The 15986-nt window shown below is 59.0% G+C and carries 20 protein-coding genes and 1 tRNA gene; 9 read left to right on the top strand and 12 right to left on the bottom strand.

Annotated features, from left to right (window positions below; translation table 11 throughout):
• Positions 1 to 17: 17 nt before the first annotated feature.
• The 6 genes from ACVWXW_RS06725 to ACVWXW_RS06700 form a co-directional block, all read right to left on the bottom strand.
• The gene (locus ACVWXW_RS06725; RefSeq protein WP_457403283.1) at positions 18 to 1301 is read right to left on the bottom strand and encodes a class I SAM-dependent methyltransferase; all 1284 of its coding nucleotides are present in this window, start codon (positions 1299 to 1301) and stop codon (positions 18 to 20) included.
• A gap of 1 nt (position 1302) precedes the next feature.
• Positions 1303 to 1476 (bottom strand): hypothetical protein, encoded by a 174-nt coding sequence (locus ACVWXW_RS06720; RefSeq protein ID WP_414331502.1) that lies wholly within the window; start codon positions 1474 to 1476, stop codon positions 1303 to 1305.
• A gap of 47 nt (positions 1477 to 1523) precedes the next feature.
• Positions 1524 to 2075, bottom strand: coding sequence for an NAD(P)H-quinone oxidoreductase subunit J (locus ACVWXW_RS06715; protein WP_011433902.1), 552 nt, complete (start codon positions 2073 to 2075; stop codon positions 1524 to 1526).
• Position 2076: 1 nt separating this feature from the next.
• Positions 2077 to 2811 carry an NADH dehydrogenase subunit K gene (locus ACVWXW_RS06710; RefSeq protein WP_457384275.1) on the bottom strand — a complete coding sequence of 245 codons (735 nt, stop codon included), beginning with the start codon at positions 2809 to 2811 and terminating at the stop codon, positions 2077 to 2079.
• Positions 2808 to 3170: a photosynthetic/respiratory NAD(P)H-quinone oxidoreductase subunit C gene (ndhC, locus tag ACVWXW_RS06705; RefSeq protein WP_414331498.1), complete on the bottom strand. Its 363-nt coding sequence runs from the start codon at positions 3168 to 3170 to the stop codon at positions 2808 to 2810. Before ndhC ends, ACVWXW_RS06710 begins: the two co-directional genes overlap by 4 nt.
• 100 nt (positions 3171 to 3270) lie before the next feature.
• Positions 3271 to 3519, bottom strand: a complete 249-nt coding sequence (locus tag ACVWXW_RS06700; RefSeq protein WP_011433899.1) for a hypothetical protein — start codon at positions 3517 to 3519, stop codon at positions 3271 to 3273.
• Between the two features lie 642 nt (positions 3520 to 4161).
• Between ACVWXW_RS06700 and ACVWXW_RS06695 the strand changes: the two genes are divergently transcribed.
• The 3 genes from ACVWXW_RS06695 to ACVWXW_RS06685 all read left to right on the top strand — a co-directional run bounded on the left by ACVWXW_RS06695 (position 4162) and on the right by ACVWXW_RS06685 (position 6420).
• Positions 4162 to 4821, top strand: a complete 660-nt coding sequence (locus tag ACVWXW_RS06695; RefSeq protein WP_457403281.1) for an XRE family transcriptional regulator — start codon at positions 4162 to 4164, stop codon at positions 4819 to 4821.
• A 151-nt stretch (positions 4822 to 4972) separates the two neighbouring features.
• On the top strand, positions 4973 to 5788 hold the full coding sequence (locus ACVWXW_RS06690) for an OmpA family protein (RefSeq protein ID WP_414342005.1): 816 nt from the start codon (positions 4973 to 4975) through the stop codon (positions 5786 to 5788).
• Between the two features lie 119 nt (positions 5789 to 5907).
• Entirely contained in the window at positions 5908 to 6420 is a 513-nt protein-coding gene (locus ACVWXW_RS06685) for an ATP-binding protein (protein WP_457403280.1), read from the top strand.
• On the opposite strand, the gene ACVWXW_RS06680 is transcribed toward ACVWXW_RS06685, so the two are convergent.
• Positions 6397 to 7527: a geranylgeranyl reductase family protein gene (locus ACVWXW_RS06680; protein ID WP_414342010.1), complete on the bottom strand. Its 1131-nt coding sequence runs from the start codon at positions 7525 to 7527 to the stop codon at positions 6397 to 6399. The two genes, ACVWXW_RS06685 and ACVWXW_RS06680, sit on opposite strands and share 24 nt — an antisense overlap.
• 275 nt (positions 7528 to 7802) lie before the next feature.
• On the opposite strand from ACVWXW_RS06680, the gene ACVWXW_RS06675 reads away from it, so the two are divergent.
• The 3 genes from ACVWXW_RS06675 to ACVWXW_RS06665 all read left to right on the top strand — a co-directional run bounded on the left by ACVWXW_RS06675 (position 7803) and on the right by ACVWXW_RS06665 (position 8851).
• Positions 7803 to 7958, top strand: a complete 156-nt coding sequence (locus ACVWXW_RS06675; protein WP_457403279.1) for a hypothetical protein — start codon at positions 7803 to 7805, stop codon at positions 7956 to 7958.
• A 111-nt stretch (positions 7959 to 8069) separates the two neighbouring features.
• Positions 8070 to 8357, top strand: coding sequence for a hypothetical protein (locus ACVWXW_RS06670; RefSeq protein WP_011433893.1), 288 nt, complete (start codon positions 8070 to 8072; stop codon positions 8355 to 8357).
• Positions 8358 to 8539: 182 nt separating this feature from the next.
• Complete coding sequence (locus ACVWXW_RS06665; protein ID WP_457403278.1) at positions 8540 to 8851, top strand: hypothetical protein; 312 nt, start codon at positions 8540 to 8542, stop codon at positions 8849 to 8851.
• A gap of 236 nt (positions 8852 to 9087) precedes the next feature.
• Here ACVWXW_RS06665 and ACVWXW_RS06660 read toward each other — a convergent pair.
• Together ACVWXW_RS06660 and ACVWXW_RS06655 are read right to left on the bottom strand one after the other, a co-directional pair.
• Positions 9088 to 9178: transfer RNA gene (locus ACVWXW_RS06660), tRNA-Ser, on the bottom strand.
• A gap of 155 nt (positions 9179 to 9333) precedes the next feature.
• Positions 9334 to 9882: a hypothetical protein gene (locus ACVWXW_RS06655; RefSeq protein WP_457403277.1), complete on the bottom strand. Its 549-nt coding sequence runs from the start codon at positions 9880 to 9882 to the stop codon at positions 9334 to 9336.
• Between the two features lie 558 nt (positions 9883 to 10440).
• On the opposite strand from ACVWXW_RS06655, the gene ACVWXW_RS06650 reads away from it, so the two are divergent.
• Positions 10441 to 11424, top strand: a complete 984-nt coding sequence (locus ACVWXW_RS06650; protein WP_414424518.1) for a PhoH family protein — start codon at positions 10441 to 10443, stop codon at positions 11422 to 11424.
• Positions 11421 to 12146 carry an HAD-IA family hydrolase gene (locus tag ACVWXW_RS06645; protein WP_414390957.1) on the top strand — a complete coding sequence of 242 codons (726 nt, stop codon included), beginning with the start codon at positions 11421 to 11423 and terminating at the stop codon, positions 12144 to 12146. The genes ACVWXW_RS06650 and ACVWXW_RS06645 overlap by 4 nt, the downstream gene beginning before the upstream one ends.
• Here ACVWXW_RS06645 and ACVWXW_RS06640 read toward each other — a convergent pair.
• From ACVWXW_RS06640 to ACVWXW_RS06630, 3 genes are read right to left on the bottom strand one after another with little or no spacing between them, the layout of a single operon-like run.
• Entirely contained in the window at positions 12124 to 12939 is an 816-nt protein-coding gene (locus tag ACVWXW_RS06640; protein ID WP_414421914.1) for an alpha/beta fold hydrolase, read from the bottom strand. The two genes, ACVWXW_RS06645 and ACVWXW_RS06640, sit on opposite strands and share 23 nt — an antisense overlap.
• Positions 12936 to 13685: a lysophospholipid acyltransferase family protein gene (locus tag ACVWXW_RS06635; protein ID WP_414413352.1), complete on the bottom strand. Its 750-nt coding sequence runs from the start codon at positions 13683 to 13685 to the stop codon at positions 12936 to 12938. The genes ACVWXW_RS06640 and ACVWXW_RS06635 overlap by 4 nt, the downstream gene beginning before the upstream one ends.
• Positions 13685 to 14833 carry a cob(I)yrinic acid a,c-diamide adenosyltransferase gene (locus ACVWXW_RS06630; RefSeq protein ID WP_457403276.1) on the bottom strand — a complete coding sequence of 383 codons (1149 nt, stop codon included), beginning with the start codon at positions 14831 to 14833 and terminating at the stop codon, positions 13685 to 13687. The genes ACVWXW_RS06635 and ACVWXW_RS06630 overlap by 1 nt, the downstream gene beginning before the upstream one ends.
• A 210-nt stretch (positions 14834 to 15043) precedes the next feature.
• Between ACVWXW_RS06630 and ACVWXW_RS06625 the strand changes: the two genes are divergently transcribed.
• Positions 15044 to 15946, top strand: a complete 903-nt coding sequence (locus ACVWXW_RS06625; protein WP_011433884.1) for a PLP-dependent cysteine synthase family protein — start codon at positions 15044 to 15046, stop codon at positions 15944 to 15946.
• Positions 15947 to 15986: the final 40 nt, after the last annotated feature.

Here is a 15986-nt window from a genome sequence, read left to right as displayed (position 1 = left end):
AATAGCACCGAAACGGTTCACAGCTCTGGCTCGCCAAAGCCCCGCAGAGGGTGAGCGTGTTCTGAGGGGATCAAGCCCTTGGCCTGCACCAATACCCCAAAGCCCCCCAACCCCATGGGATCCAGCAGCGCGTGAAGAGCATGTCGCCGCCGCAAAACCTGGCCCACATCCACAGCTTCGCCATCAACCGGGTTCCCCATTTGGCTGAGGGCAGCCAGCCGCTCGGTCAATCCCAGGTTCACCAAAAAGTTGCTCTGCCGGGTGAACCCCAGGCATCTTAGCCCCAGAGATTCTCCCACTTGCTCTAGGGTCGTAAAGTCCACATGAGCGGTGAGATCCTGGGATCCCACCCGAACATAGGGGTCCGTATAGCTGCCGTGCTGTCGGTAGGCCAAGAGCGTACCTTGGGCGCGGTGGGGGCTGTAGTAGCTCTGGGCGGTGTGGCCGTAATCGATGGTGAGCACGTAGCCTCGCCGCAGCTTACGGGCCAGCAGCTGCAGCCACTCCAAGGCTTTCAGGTTCACCTCGGTTTGGTAACCGGACGGATAAGTTTCTACAGGGATCCCCAAGCGGGCAAAATACTCCCTCAGCTCAGGAGTGGACAGATCCCCCAGCACTTCCCGGAAGTTGGCTTCTGCAGCCTCGCCGCAATCGACATAGATTTCTCGCAAAGCCCCATCCTGCACCTGCACCCGATGCACCGGAAAAGCATCCACCAGCTCATTGGAGAAGAAACAGCCTGTGACCGACTCATCCGGGATCCCGTCCCAATCCAACCAGCGCACCTTCTCCCCAAAAGGGGCCAACCGCTCCTGCTGGAGCTGCCGCAGATGGGCAGAACGCTCCAAAATCCCATAGTCCAGCGCCTGCCAAAAAGAGGGCTGTTCGCGTAAGCGGGCCGCAGGCCTTGCAGAGCGCACGTAGGTCAGCCAATCCTGGGCCAAGCGACCGCTGCCTGCCCCCATCTCGATGACCGTGAAGGCAGAGGGGGATCCCAAAATGTGCCAGAACTGGTGGATTTGCTCCGCCAACAGTTGGGCAAAGTCCGCCGCCAGGTGGGGGGAGGTGAGGTAGTCGGGGCCAATCGGGGATCCCTGCTCGTAATAGCCCAACCCTGGCTCGTAGAGAGCCCACTCCATAAACTGGGCAAAGGTCACCGGTCCCTGAGCGCGAATGCGGCTGACAATCAACTCCCGCAACTTCTGCGTGGCCTGAGGTGTCGATAGAGAAAGACTCGGGTCGCGTAGGTGTTGCTCAGGAGCGATCACAGGTGAGGATTCCAGGGATCCAGACTCACTCAACTTACTTGTTCAGGGGACGACGCCAATTTTGGCGAAACTGACGGTTTGAGAGCAGCAGCACCGGCCAGAGGGCCGATACCACCCACTTCCCGGAGCCCGAATAGATGCGATCCGCCTTGCGGGCCGAGTACCAAACTCCACCTGCATAGATTGCCAAGAGCAAAAAAGGCCACATCTCAACCCATCCTGTTCAACGCTGCTCACCGAGTCAGGGATCCCCAATCAGTAGGCATCCTGCAGCTCATAAAAATCAGGCGTGATGTAGTCCTTGCGCAGGGGCCACCCTATCCAGTCTTCCGGCATTAAAATCCGCTTCAGGTTCGGGTGTCCCTCGAAAACAATGCCATACATGTCGTAGGTTTCCCGTTCCTGCCAATCCGCCGACTTCCAAATCCAGTATACGGAAGGTAGGCGTGGATCCTGGCGAGGCAACTTTACCTGGAGCCGCACCTCCTGAGGGCGATCCGCCCCGTCTGACAGCTTGATCAGGTGGTAAAGGCTGACCAGTGGCTGCCCTGCCCCCAGGTCATACCCGCACTGGCACTCCAGGTAGTTAAAGCCGTAGGCATAGAGGGCGGTACACAAGGGTAGGAGAAAGTCCCGCTCCACCTCCAACAGCTCTACCCCCGCTGCGTCTCTCCCCAAATACTGGTGCTCGAAGCCGTTGTCGGCCAGAAACTGGGAAACCGGGCCCCGCTCCAACGTCACCAAGGGTTCCGACTGCTCGCCTGCGGATGGCGGCGCTTGTTTTTCCTGGGCATTCTCCTCTGCCATCTCACACTCCTCCCTGCAAGGCTTTGAGCTGCTGTTCCGCCCGCTTAAAGTCGGCGGTTTGCAAGGCCGGGGGCACTGGCAAGCCAATGGCCGCAGCCAGCTCTGGCGGGGGAGCTTGGCGGGTCTCGCTCTCCAGATACTTGCCGGTGATGATCTCCGGCACAGGCTTGAGGTTGTGCTTAACCGTGTAGTAGCGGTGGGTTTGCTGCAGACGGCCTCGTTCCCGCATGTCCTCGGCGGCGATCTTCTTGCGCAGCTTGACAATGGCATCCATGATCGCTTCTGGACGAGGAGGGCAGCCGGGAATGTACACATCCACCGGGATCAGCTTGTCCACCCCCCGCACTGCCGTGTAGGAATCGGAGCTGAACATGCCACCGCTGATGGTGCAGGCCCCCATGGCGATCACGTACTTCGGCTCAGCCATTTGCTGGTAGAGCTTGACCAACGCCGGAGCCATCTTCATGGTGACCGTGCCCGCCGTGATGATCAAATCAGCGGTGCGTGGCGAAGAACGAGGCAACAGGCCAAACCGGTCGAAGTCAAAGCGGGATCCCAGCATGGCAGCAAACTCGATGAAGCAGCAGGCGGTGCCGTAGAGCAGCGGCCAGAGGCTGGACATCTTAGCCCAGTTGTACAGGTCGTTCACCGTCGTCAGAACGACGTTGTTGGAGAGGTCGGTAGTCACCTGGGGGGCAGCCCCCGGAAACAAGACTTGCGATTTCTCAGACGTCATGACCATTCCAATGCTCCTTTTCTCCAGGCGTACACAAGACCCACCACAAGGATGGCGATGAAAATCAGGGCCTCCACAAAGGCCAACAGCCCCAAGCGGTGAAACGCCACTGCCCAGGGATAGAGGAACACCGTCTCTACATCGAAAATGACGAAGACCAGTGCGAACATGTAGTAGCGAATGTTGAACTGGATCCAGGCTTGCCCAAACGGCTCCATGCCCGACTCGTAAGTGCTGCGCCGCAGGGATCCCCGCCGCTTTGGCGCCAAGAGTGCAGAAGCCCCCAGAGCCAAAACCGGCAGCAGAGAGCAGAGGATCAGGAAAACCAGCAAATACTCGTAGCCGGACAGAACAAACACGACGCCAGACTGCCTCAGTTGCTCAACATTTAGATACGTTTCCAGTATAGAGCCAGTCTGTGGCTCCCCTGCGCCACGGGATCTTCAGTTCTATTGATGATCATGATTGTTGGGAGCGGCGTTTTTCCAGCCAGCCCCACACTCCGCTCACCACCGCCCCGGCCATCAGGATCCCCAAAGCCGGCTGAAACAAAGGCAGCCAGAGCCGCATCCAAAGTTTGTAGCCCAGTGGGATCCCAAGAAAAGCCCCGGTTACGGAAAAGACAAACCAGACAAACCCGGCGAACACCAGAAAGACAACGGCAATCAGGAAGTTATCCAGCCAGCGCTTGAGGTCAGAGGAAACCATAGGGATTGAGGCAGAACAGCTTGAAGTAGACCTAGAGGCAATCTGGGAACCGAACCTTTTGGGCCGCTAATGCCGATATCTCAGCTAGAAATCGCAGGAGCCCCGCACTGTACTCATAAAGTCAGTGTTGGGAGGAATGCGTGACTTTATTTGTTTTATGTTATAATAATAATGCGGACACCAGAAACGGCTTTTTAGGGCACTGGTAACGGTCGATTGGGGTTGTCGTAAACCAGCCCAGAGGTCCGTGGTTAGTTTACTAACTGCAGGGCTACTAAAAGCCCGCTCCGTATTGCTTTAGCGGTCTGAGTCGGGTAGTTTACCATCTTTCACCCAGACAGACTGCCGGAATAAGTTCAACAGACAGGGTAGCTTACCCCAGCACTTGGTGAAGATCCCACGTGCACCTTTTTGGGTAGAGTAAGCTGTGCCGGCCCGCTGCTGACCCGCTGTGAACACAACCCAAAACCACGGTAGCGCCAGTAGGATTCCCCAGCCAGCCTGCTAACAATAAGTGAGATTTCCCTTCTGCCGCTTGGTCAGCTCAGGTTGAAGATTGTCCCCAAATGGCTGCACCGGTTGTTGACTTGTCAAGATATAGTGGTAAAAATCTGCTTATACACAATATGTAGCGTTAAGCCGATGTCCATCTCCTCTGGCTCTTCTTTTGCAGACCGCTTGCGATGGGTGATTGGCGATGAAGCCGTCTATGCGTTTGGGCGACGGGCCGGAATTAGCGATACGGCCTTGCGCAGCTACCTGAAGGGATCCGTGCCCAGCATTGACAAGGCCGTGAAAATTGCCCAAGTGGGCCAGGTCAACCTCAATTGGCTGATTACAGGGGAGGGATCCCCGCAGTTGCATCCCGACGCGAAAGCAGAGTATGTGTATGTGCCTTTTGTCGATGTAGCCGCCTCTGCCGGAGCGGGGGTGTTGGTGCGCGAAGAATCGATCGAATCGGTGGTTGCTTTTGAGCGAAACTGGCTGCGGACGCACTTGAAGGGAAACCCTGCCGATCTAAGTCTGATTCGGGTGCAGGGGGATAGCATGTCTCCCACGTTGGAGGATGGCGACTGGATCTTTGTGGAACGGCAAGAGGGCGGGGATCTAAGCTGTGAAGGCATTTACGTCTTTCAGATGGATGGGGATCTGTTGGTCAAACGACTGCAGCGCCTGCCCGGATCCCAGGTGAAGGTGATCAGCGACAATCCCCGCTTTCCCCCTTTTGTGGCGGATTTGGCGGATCCCATCAACGGCCTAACCCTCATAGGGCGTTATCGAGGTCGCATCAGTTTTGATTAGCCTCCCACAGCAGATGGCGGGAAGTGGCAGTTGGACCGACCGAGAATCCCCTTGGCGAGATCGGGTCGCCGGTTAGGATGGGTCTTGAGGGTTGAGTTGAGAGGAGTTCCTGCTCCTTGCCTGCGCCCATCCAGCCGGAGGTTTGCCTGCAATGGCTCGTTCGTCCCAGCTCCTAACAGTCGCTCTCCATTCCCTAAGCGGGATCCTCTTGGTCAGCAGCGGAATCTGGGTCGGGATGGTGCTTCCCCAGCAGGCCCAACCTCAGCCCCAGCCGGAGACCAACATCTCTCCCACTCAACCCGCTTCTCCCACACCACCGATCCTGCCCACCTTGGCTCCGCCCCAGGCCAATCCTCCGGTGGCCAGCCCAACAGCAGATGCAGATCCAGAGGAAAATCATGAGAGCCCCACGGATCTGGAGGCAGAGATTCGGGAGATCCGCCAGCAGGTGATCCAGCTCTTGATCAGAATTGAGGAATTGGAGTCGCGGCTGCAACGGCTGCGTTCTCAAACAGCCCCTGAGCCTGTCAGGGAATCTTCCACTGCTGCCGAGATCGTCCCAGGAGAAGAAAGCACCCCAGCCCCGACCAAAACGCCGACCTCTTTTCAGGTGGGAACCCAAACCATCAGCCTGCCGGGCGATTTGCTGTTCGATTTTGACAAAGCCGAGATTCGACCTGAAGCAGCCTCGCTGTTGGCCCAGGTGGCCAAGTCCTTGGAAGCTATGCCCGGCGCCCGCGTTCAAGTGAATGGCCACACCGATAACATCGGGCCCTTAAACTACAACTTGGCCCTTTCTCTGCGCCGCGCCAATGCGGTTAAGGACTATTTGACGAAGCTGCTGCCGGAAGGCCATCCCATCAGTTGGACAACCTCTGGCTTTGGTCCCACCTTGCCCGTTGCCGATAACGACACAGAAGCCGGACGGCAGCGGAACCGCCGTGTGGATTTGGTCATCGCTCCCTAGCTGCACCCCCCAAAGTGGGGGATGACACGTTCTAGCAGGGCTCTGGTCTAGAATCTGGTAGGGTCAATCCGGCCAGGATTGATGGGCTTGAGTTCAATCCTCATCGTTGGGGTTCGGTTTTGAACGCGGCAGGGATCCCTCTGGACAAGAGGCAAACGTTTGCGCTGAGGGTTGACACAACCCTGGACGCGCTTGACCAGGTTTTGACCTGGTTTGAGTCTTTCCGAAATGCGGGCATCCCGGATCCCATTTGGGCGGAATGTCAGTTGGCTTTGGTAGAGGGGTTTACCAACGCCGTTCGCCACGCCCACTGCGCTCTGCCGGAAAGTACGCCCATCGACATTGAGCTGCTGCTGATGCCGCAAGGGCTGGAGTTGCGCATCTGGGATCAGGGGCAGGAGTTTGATCTGGAGGGATTTGCTCGGAACTTGTCGGATCCCACATCGCCCAACGCCAATCTTGAGTCCGAGGGGGGACGGGGTATTCTGCTGATGAAAGCTCTCTCTACTCACCTCAGCTACAGCCGCCAAGCGGATGGTCGCAACTGCCTGTTGATCGGCAAGCGCTTCGACGATCCTGGATCTCGCCCGCGTCTGTCGGTGCCGGGCTTAGGCGAGCAGACCACCGCTTAACTTGCGAATAGCTGAGCTGGCCACATCGCTGTAGCGCAGTTCACCGGCCAAGATCTGGCCCATGCGCCGAGTGGCTCCCGGTCGTTTGACGCCCACCCTGTAGCCCACGCCCGGAAAGCGATAGAACAACGCCGCAATCCGCTTAGCCCAGCGCATTTCTGAGCCCCATTCCTGCTGCACGCGGGCAGAGTAGTTCGCCAGAGCTTCTGTATCCCCGCCTAGAGCTTGATCGATGGCCTGGGCCGCCAACATGCCGGTGAGAAGGGAAGGGCGGATCCCTTCGGCGGTAAACGGATCGATGACGCAGGCGGCATCTCCCACCAAGAGGGCATTTTGGGTGTGTAGCGGTTGATCTTCGTCCCAGAGGCAGATGGGATGGCCAAACGGCTTGACCGACTTCAAGTCTACGCCAAAGCTTTGGGCATATTGGGCGGCAATTTCCCGCAGGTTTTGTTTTTCTCCACCCCGAAAGGTGCCGGCTCCAATCGAGTAGCCATCAGCCTTGGGGAAGTTCCAAATGTAGCCATTGCTGACGGCGCCGAAGTCAAAATGGGCGGCTGCAGTTTGCGGCTGCGAGAGGGGCACTTCTGCTTCCAAGGCGGCAGCCAGGCGACGGCGGCGTTCCTGAAAGCCCAGCCACTTGGCCATTGAGCCTTTTGCCCCATCGGCCCCGATCACGTACCGACCCCAGACCGGGCCGGCAGTTGTCATCACTTGCCAGCGGTCGCTTTGCCACTCAAGGCCGGAGACGGGGCATTCTGCCTGGAGCGCAGCCCCTTGCTTTTGCGCTTGCTGAATCAGGTAGTGGTCGAAAACATCCCGCCGCACCATCCAAACGGGCTCTTTCAAATCCAAATCGACCACCACCGGATCGCCGCCGCGCCAGGTGTAGCGGATTTGCCGGATCTTGAGGGAAATGGCGGGGCCAAAGTCGAAGTCAAACCAAGCCGCCACCATAGGAGAAACGCCGCCCCCACAGGGTTTGTAGCGGGGCAAGGGATCCTTTTCCAGAACCAGCACCGAGCGTCCCCGCTTGGCCAGATGGTAGGCGGCAGATCCTCCAGCAGGGCCGGCGCCGACGATGACACAGTCGTAGAGTTGCGGCATGGTTTTCGATACTCCAGGCCCCCCCATCCTGGGTTCTGCTCACCAGCTTCTAGCCTATTATGGCTACAGCGAATTGCCTGCACGTTGCTTGCCTTTTTGTCGGGAAGACCATGCGAATTCGCTGGCAGCGCCTTGCCAACCAGCCCTCAGCTTGCTACTGTGCCGCCTGCGGAAAGCGTTTTGCGGGCGGGAAGCGAGTTCGTTGCCTTTTCAACGATAGGGGTCTGAATCTCGGCCCTATTTGCCCAGAGTGCTTTGCTCTTCCCCCAGTTCAGTTGCGAGAACAGATCCACCGCTATGCCTATTTGATGCGCCTGAATCGTCTGCGGGATCCCGGCATCCAAGACCACGCCCATCATCTGGAACAAGCGGCCCGGGAGCGCTCCATTCGTTATCCGGGCCTGTGGGGCTGGCTGCGGCAGTGGTGGTAGCCTTGGCAAGGGGATTGGGCATTCTGGAAAAGATGCAGGAAAATCAGGAGAGGTTGCCTTCGGGATCCCAGACCCGTTGGCTTGTTTGCTCTCGTTGGTTGAGGAGCCCCCATGCACGACCTGGACAGTTTGCCAGAACCAGTAGCCGATGCCTTGATCAAAAGCCTGCTTACGGACGTGGAGCGGCTGATCAACCAGCACGGACTGTCAGAGGTTCTGGTGGGGTTGGCCATGTATTGCAACGTGCAGTTCAAGGCCAAGTTCAATAAGCCCAACCGCACGGAGAAGGATGAGGAGTTGGGGTTTTATTTCCGCGACGCCGCCAAAGCTCTAGAGGTGGCTGCCAGCCTCACCTATCGCACCATCGACCGCTCTCAATCTGCCCGGCCCAGCACCTAGCCACTGGGATCCCTTTTTGGCCTCCACCCCCAAGCCCCTCTCCCAGGGGGAGAGGGGGGCAGGCATTTAACCAGCAAACCGTTTCACCGCAATGGGAAGGGAAGGAACGCGGCATCTTGGGGTGGCAAGGGATCCCCCTGGGTTTTTATGCTGGTGGGCAACAAGTTGCATTGAGGCTGAGCGTGAGAATCGTCTGGGAACGCAGCATTTACGGGGGCAATGGCCGAGTGCCCTGCATTATCTGTGGGGGATGGGCCAACCCCATCCAGAAAAAAGGGCACCAAGTGTTGCTGGCGGTGGTCTATAACGACCGCGGGCAAATCTACGGGGAAGTCTGCCGCAGCTGCCTCGGTTTGGGGGCCAAAGGCATCAAAGAGTGCCTGCAAGAGCGGATCGCCCGTTTGCGCAAGCAACTGGAAGATTTGGAAGAGCTGGAGCAGGGAGAGGTGCAACTGCCTACATTGGAGGAGGAGTTGAGCGCCTATTTGGATTGAGGACTACACCCCTCTGAAAAACTTACGAAACCCCAATAGGAGGTGACGTCTCTGATTTCTTCCTGCTTCCACGACCCATGACTGGTAGCGGAGTTGGCCTCTATGGTCGTTTCAGGTTAGTCTGAGACGCCCGAGCTACTGAGAAAAGCCCCGCCCTACCGCTATGGGGAAGTAAGCTAACGGCGCGCAGAGGACGTCAACAACCTTGGTCAGCAAATATGGACAGCAAATATGGACGGAGAGGGAGGGATTCGAACCCTCGACGGAGCTTTTGGGCCCCGTAACTTCTTAGCAGGAAGCCGCTTTCGACCACTCAGCCACCTCTCCAGGGCCAGGAAGGGCAATGGCAAGCTGGGATCCAGACACCAGTTCACTCATTGTAGGGGATGGGATCCCACCCGGCAACTGCCCCCTGACCCGCCCTGCAAAGACTCCGTCCCGCTATCGCGATCAGCCGGGATCCCTCCTGGGGTTGGGTGAGTCTAGCTCACCACCTGCAGGTAAATATCGAAGCTGCCGCTATTGTCGCCGTAGCTGCCCTTGGCGTCATTGATGTTGAAGGCAATATCCAGGTTGGGATCCAGATCCACCTCTTGGGGCTGCTCTGGCGAGGACTCGAAAACCTGATGGGCCACCAGTTGGGCTTTGGGTTGAAACAGCACAATCCCGTAGCGGCAGAGGCCCGGGTAGCGCCACTCCTCAGGGGTCGGGATCCCTTTGCCAAGGGGCGAGCGGATGCTGGTGGAAAACGAGAAGCCATAGCGCCAAGCCACATTCCTGGGGAAAAAGCGGATACGGCTGGCCCGCAACGGACGCCCTTGCCAGCGTAAAATGTTGCCCGCCTCTTGGTTCACCCGCAGGTCACGGAAAGCCATCCAAGCCTGTAAAGCTTCTTCTTCAGGTTGGATCCCTTCGATGGCCAGGGCCTGGCTCCAATCCAAGTCACTGCCATCGCAGGTGATCTGCCGCGGAATTTGCGCCAAATCCAGTTGTGCCAACCCCAGGGTATCAGACGCAGATTGGGTAAACATCTATCTCTCCTTTTTCCATCTGATTTTTCAAAATGACTCCAGAAAGGATGGGCTCCCTCCCCAGAGATTGAGGAGCCGCAGGGATCCCAAAAATGTGTCTAGGGAAGGGTTGTAAGAGACCAACCTATCCACATCTCCCCTGCTGGGTAGAGAATGTCAGATGCACGATGACCAACGGAGTTGAAAACCTCAAGCTCTTGCCCAAACGGATGAGAGGTTGGGAGTTCAAGCTCCTTTAGCAGATAGATCAACGTTACTTGATGAATAAAAGCTATTCCCGAAAAGATAGCCCTTTGCAATACTTTTTTAGGGAACCTTAGGGAGTTGCTAATTCCCTGTGACTCGGCTGCCAATGAAGGCCAGAACCCAAATCCAGGTTTGCTGCAGATCTTCCAGAAGCTTGTATTTTGGAACACATTAATGGTGTAATCGCCTGTTAAGCACTCTTGCGCTCGACCCCTGGGCTCTGCAGCGGCTTTCCACAGCCCAGAGCGCCCTGACAAGCGTTTTTGGTAAGATCACCCCTACAGGTCTCCCAGGGTGCCCGGCGCCCACGGCATGCACGACAACCCTACTTCCCTCTCTTCTGATTTCGAAGTCATCTCTCTGTCCAATCCTCAACAGGCCATGTCTTTGGCGGGCACTCAGGAGGCCAACCTGAGGTGGATCAGTCGCTCCAGCGGTGCTTCTGTAACGCTGCGCGGACAGGACCTGTACCTGAAAGGCACTCCCCAACAGCGGCAGCAGGTGCGGCAATGGCTAGAATTGCTGAGGCCGCTTTGGCAAACTGGGCACCCCGTCACTGTGATCGATGCAGAGCAAGCTTTTCGCGCCCTCTCCGGCCAGGAGGCTGCCGCCTATCAGCAAGCACAAGCAGGAGTTTTGGCCCGCACCCGCAAAGGGGAGCTTATCCGACCGAAAACGCCCCGCCAACAGGAGTACGTGCGAGCCATTCGCACCCACGACCTCTGCTTTGGCATTGGACCGGCGGGTACCGGCAAAACCTATCTGGCTGCCGTTGTGGCCATTGCTGCCCTACAAAACCGGGAGTACGAGCGTTTGATCTTGACTCGCCCGGCTGTGGAGGCGGGAGAAAAACTGGGGTTTTTGCCGGGGGATCTGGTGGAAAAGGTGGATCCCTATCTGCGGCCCCTTTACGATGCCCTGTTCGAGTTTATCGACCCGGCCAAGCTGCCGCAGTTGATGGAGCAGGGGGTGATCGAAGTGGCGCCGCTGGCCTATATGCGAGGCCGTACTTTGAGCAATGCCTTCATCATTTTGGACGAAGCCCAGAACACCACCCCCGAGCAGATGAAGATGGCCCTCACGCGGCTGGGATTCCGGTCGCGTATGGTGGTTACCGGGGATCTCACCCAAACGGATCTGGGCAAACATCGCATGTCCGGCCTGGCAGCGGCAGAGCGTATTCTGACAGGGGTAGAGGGGGTTGCCTTTTGCTACTTCGACCAGCGGGATGTGGTGCGCCACCCTCTGGTGCAGCGGATTGTCGATGCCTACGCCCGCTACGAGGGGCAGTCGTGAAGCTGAGGGTGCTCTTTTTCGACGCTGTGGGCACTTTGTTTCGGGTGCGGGGCAGCGTGGGCCAGGTTTACAGCCAGGTGGCAGCGGAGTATGGGGTAAGGGTGGATCCCCAGGCCTTGGATCGCGCTTTTGGCCAAGTTTTTGCCCAGGCTCCAGCCCCGGCCTGCCCAGGATTGACGGGATCCCCTTTGCGGGAGTGGGAGCGGACCTGGTGGCGCCAGGTGGTGCGGGAGACTTTTGCCCGGGTGGGATCCCTGGCTGCCTTCGGAGAGCACCGGTTTGAAGACTTTTTCGCCCAATTGTTTGAGCACTTTGCCGGGGCGGATCCCTGGGAGCTGTATCCCGAGACGCTGCCGGCTTTGCGGGCCCTGCAGCAGGAAGGGATCCGGTTGGGGGTGATCTCCAACTTCGACAGCCGCTTGCCCAGGGTGCTGCAGCAGTTGCAGTTGGATCCCTACTTTTCCACCCTCACCCTCTCCACCCAAGTGGGCTATGCCAAGCCCGATCCTCGCATCTTCCAAGCTGCCCTGGCAGCCCACGGGATCCCCCCCGCAGCCGCCGGCCACATTGGCGACAGCCGCCGCGACGATTATCAGGGGGCAAAAGCAGCAGGCTTGCGAGCCCTTTGGCTGGATCGAGAGGGGAAGGAGAGCTCCTGCCCAGAGCGGATAGAAGATCTGTGGGGATCCCTGTCCATGCTCAATGGGCCGAAGCAGAATTGAGCAGCAGAGGGGCAAAAAGGCCATCCGGCTTGAGCAGGTAACGCCGCAGGTTCATCCGCCGCTCCAGCAGGCAAGCATGGCCGCTCTGGGGCGAGATTTCTACCTGCGCCTGGGGCAGCCGTTCCGCCAGCCAGCCCACCTCCTGCACCGAGGGCAACAGGCGATCCCGCCCCCCCGCCACCAGCAAAGTCGGCAAGGTCATCGACTCCAGAGGCAGCTTCTCCACAGCAAAGGATCCCAGCAAAGCCAAGCGCTGGGCAGCCACTGTGGGTTCAACACTGTGAACTGCCTGGCGCAGCCGCTCCCGATCCGGCGGCTCCATTTGGCTGAGCTCCGCCAAAGCCCCCAACCCCCGCTCCGACAACTGGTGATAGAGCCCCGGCGGCAAAAAGGGCAGGAGAACATGTCCTGCCCACCACCAGGGCCTACGTCGCAGCGACGAGGCTGGATTGACCAAAATGAGGCCGCGGCACCGTTCCGGCCATTGGGCGGCCACCAGCAAGGCCAGGCAGGCCCCAAAGGATTCTCCACACAAGTACGCCCCCGCTTCTAGCTGGGATCCCACCCAATCGGCCAGGGTTTCCCAGCTATCCCCCGCTTCCGGGTGGTTCAAACTCAGGGGGCGAATGCGAAACTCCCGCTGCAGAGCCTGCGCCTGCCGGTAAAACAACGTACCTGTGCCATCCATACCGGGCAAATACAGCAGCAGGGGCCGCTCCTGACCGACCGCTCCCGTTGCCGGGCTGACCAAGCTAGAGGCAGATGCTACCGGCTCGCCACTCAACTTTCTCATCTCTCTGCCAATCCCAATCGCACCTGTTCTCGGGCCGCTGCAGTTAGCTCTTGAATGACCTGCATTCGCTCGCGTCGGGATCCCTGGCGCTGCTTCCTGCCCACCCAAAGGGGGGATCCCACCCTGAGCACCACCCGCCGATACAACACCACCGGATGTCCCCCTTCCTGTTGAAATCGGGGTTCAGTGGGGTCAAACCAGCGGAAAAAAGCCATAGGAATATCTACTCCCCGCCATTCTTCCTGCGCCCACACCGCCACCGGCAGAATCGGCAAGGGATCCACCGCTGCCGCCAGCGCCAGGTGGGCAAAACCTGGCTGAAACCGCCCCACCTCCCCAGGCGAGGTCTCACGGGTGATCTGCTCCGCCCCTTCTGGGAAGATCCCCACACCCACCCCCGCTGCCAAACTGGCCTGTGCCTGGCGAAAAAAATGGATTTGCTGTCGGGATCCCTGCTTGAGGGGAATGCAGTCCAAAGCCAGGGCGATTTCCCGCAGCAGCGGCACCTGAGCCAGGTAGTAATGGCAGGCAAAGCGAATCGGTCGGTCCAACCCCGCGATCAGCACCGGCGCATCCAGAAAACTGCGGTGATTGCTCACCACCACCAGCGGGCCGGCGGGAACGTGCTCCTTGCCCTCCACCCACACTTCCGTCTGGAAAAGGGTGAGCAACAACTGGGCCAGAGTCCTGGGGTCTGGAGGCCAAGAGAGAGCAGAATTGGCTGAGAACGCTGCGAAGGATCCCATCAATAGTCCACCCCGCGCCGCAGATCGGCCCCCTGCTCGGCATAGTGCTTGTGGCTCACCATTTCCGAGTGGACAGAGGCCAGCTCAAAGTAAGGTAAGGGGGCATGGCACCGCCCCGTGATGATGATCTCCGTGTCCCGCGGCTTGCGCAGCAAAGCCTGGACAATCGGCTCCACGTCCAGCAGCTCCAGATCCACCGTCGGGTTCAGCTCATCCAGGATGATGGTTTTGTACAGGCCAGAAGCGATGGCCGCCCGCGCCAACTCCCAGCCCCGCTCCGCTTCTACATAGTCGATTTCCTGTTGTTTGCCCCGCCAGACAATGGCATCCCGACCGCAGCGCTGGTGATCCACCAAATCGGGGTAGCTTTCCCGCAGGGCCCGAATGGCTGCATCCTCGGTGTAGCCCGTTCCCCCCTTCAGCCATTGCATGATCAGTACACGATGGGAGAGATCCTTACTGATGCCGCGTCCAATCGCCTGCAGAGCCCGCCCCAGAGCGCTGGTGGATTTTCCCTTGCCGTTGCCGGTGTAGATCTCGATGCCGCTGGAAGGAAGCTCGCCGTTGCGGGGATCCGTCGCCCGCCGGACACTGCGCATTTCCGAGTGCAAATCCGCCAGGTCGATAATTTCCTTGGGAGCGCCGCGCCCGGTGATGATCACCTCCATGGCCTCCGGCTTTTGCTTGAGGGTACTGACCACCTCCTCCACAGGCAACAGGCCCAGATCCAGCACCGGGTTGAGCTCATCCAGCACCACCACCGAGTAAAACCCCGACGCCAAAGCCCCTTTGGCCACATCCCAACCGCGGCGGGCCTCCTGACGGTCAAACTTGGTGATCTCATCTGGGCCGAAAAACTCTCCCCGCCCGGTGCGCAATTGATCGATGAGATGGGGGAAGCCTCGCTGCAGAGCCGCAATGGCCGCATCCTCAGCATAGGTTCGGCCTGGCCCCTTGAGAAACCGCACCAGCAACACCCGGCTGGGGGCCGCCTTTTCGATCCCCAAGCCAATGGAACGCAGCACAACCCCTAGGGCCGCCTGGGACTTGCCTTTGCCCTCGCCGTCGTAGACATGGATCTGGCCCCGTCGCCGATCAAACTGCTGGGCAGTCACAATCCCAATTTCTGCCATGCCCCTCCGCGTCATCCTGCTGTGGGAAAATCCCACTTTTCTACCCCCATCTTAGAGCCTACTTGGAGCCTAGCCAGAACTTGGGCAGGAGGGGGAAACTAAAAAGCTCCCAAGAGGCCGGAAAGACCGGGGTAAGATGAGCAATGGTTGTCCAGCCGATGCCTGTCTAGCGAGGGATCCCCCTTGTATCCGACTGCATTTTCTTCTCGCCCGTTACTCCCTGCTGTGGATAGCCCTATTGAGCTGGTGGGGGGGACGCCGCTGATCCGTCTGCGGCGGGTTGCTGCCGATTTGCCGGAATCGGTACGGGTATATGGCAAGGCAGAGTGGTACAACCCTGGGGGTTCAGTCAAGGATCGCCCGGCCCTCAACATGATTCGCGCTGGCGAACGCCAGGGCAAGCTTACCCCCGGCAAGATCATCCTCGATGCCACCAGCGGTAACACCGGCATCGCCTATGCCTGGATCGGGGCCGCCTTGGGCTACAAGGTCAAGCTGGCTCTTCCCGCCAACGCCAGCCCGGAGCGCAAGAAGATCCTGGCTGCCTATGGCGTGGACTTGGTTCTGACGGATCCCGCTCTGGGATCCGATGGGGCCATCGAGAAAGCCCGCGCCCTCTATGCGGAAAACCCCGAGCTTTATTTCTACCCTGACCAGTACAGCAACCCCGCCAACTGGCAAGCCCACTACGAAACCACTGGGGTGGAGATTTGGGAGCAAACCCAGGGGCAGGTCACCCATTTTGTTACCGGGCTAGGCACCAGCGGCACCTGTATGGGGGTGGGGCGGCGCCTGCGAGAGTATCGCCCGGATATCCAAATCATTGCCATGCAGCCCGACTCTCCCTTCCATGGCCTGGAAGGGCTCAAGCACATGGCCACAGCTCTAAAACCCGAGATTTACGATCCCACCCTGCCTGACCAGCACATTGAGATCTCCACAGAAGCAGCCCAGAAAATGGTCAAGCGCTTGGCGTTGGAAGAAGGCCTGCTGGTGGGCATCTCTGCCGGCGCCAATGTGGTGGCAGCCCTAGAGGTGGCCCGTCAGCTCTCCTCTGGAGTGGTGGTGACCATCTTTTGCGACGGGGCTGACAAATATCTTTCCGAGCGTTTCTGGACAGAGGAGTGACATCCTCCCGGCGCTCGTCCTGTGGACAGGGCGCGGGCCA

Source organism: Thermostichus sp. MS-CIW-30 (assembly GCF_054058015.1).
Note: the sequence above shows the minus strand (reverse complement) of the source record. Positions and strands in the feature narration are given on the sequence as shown.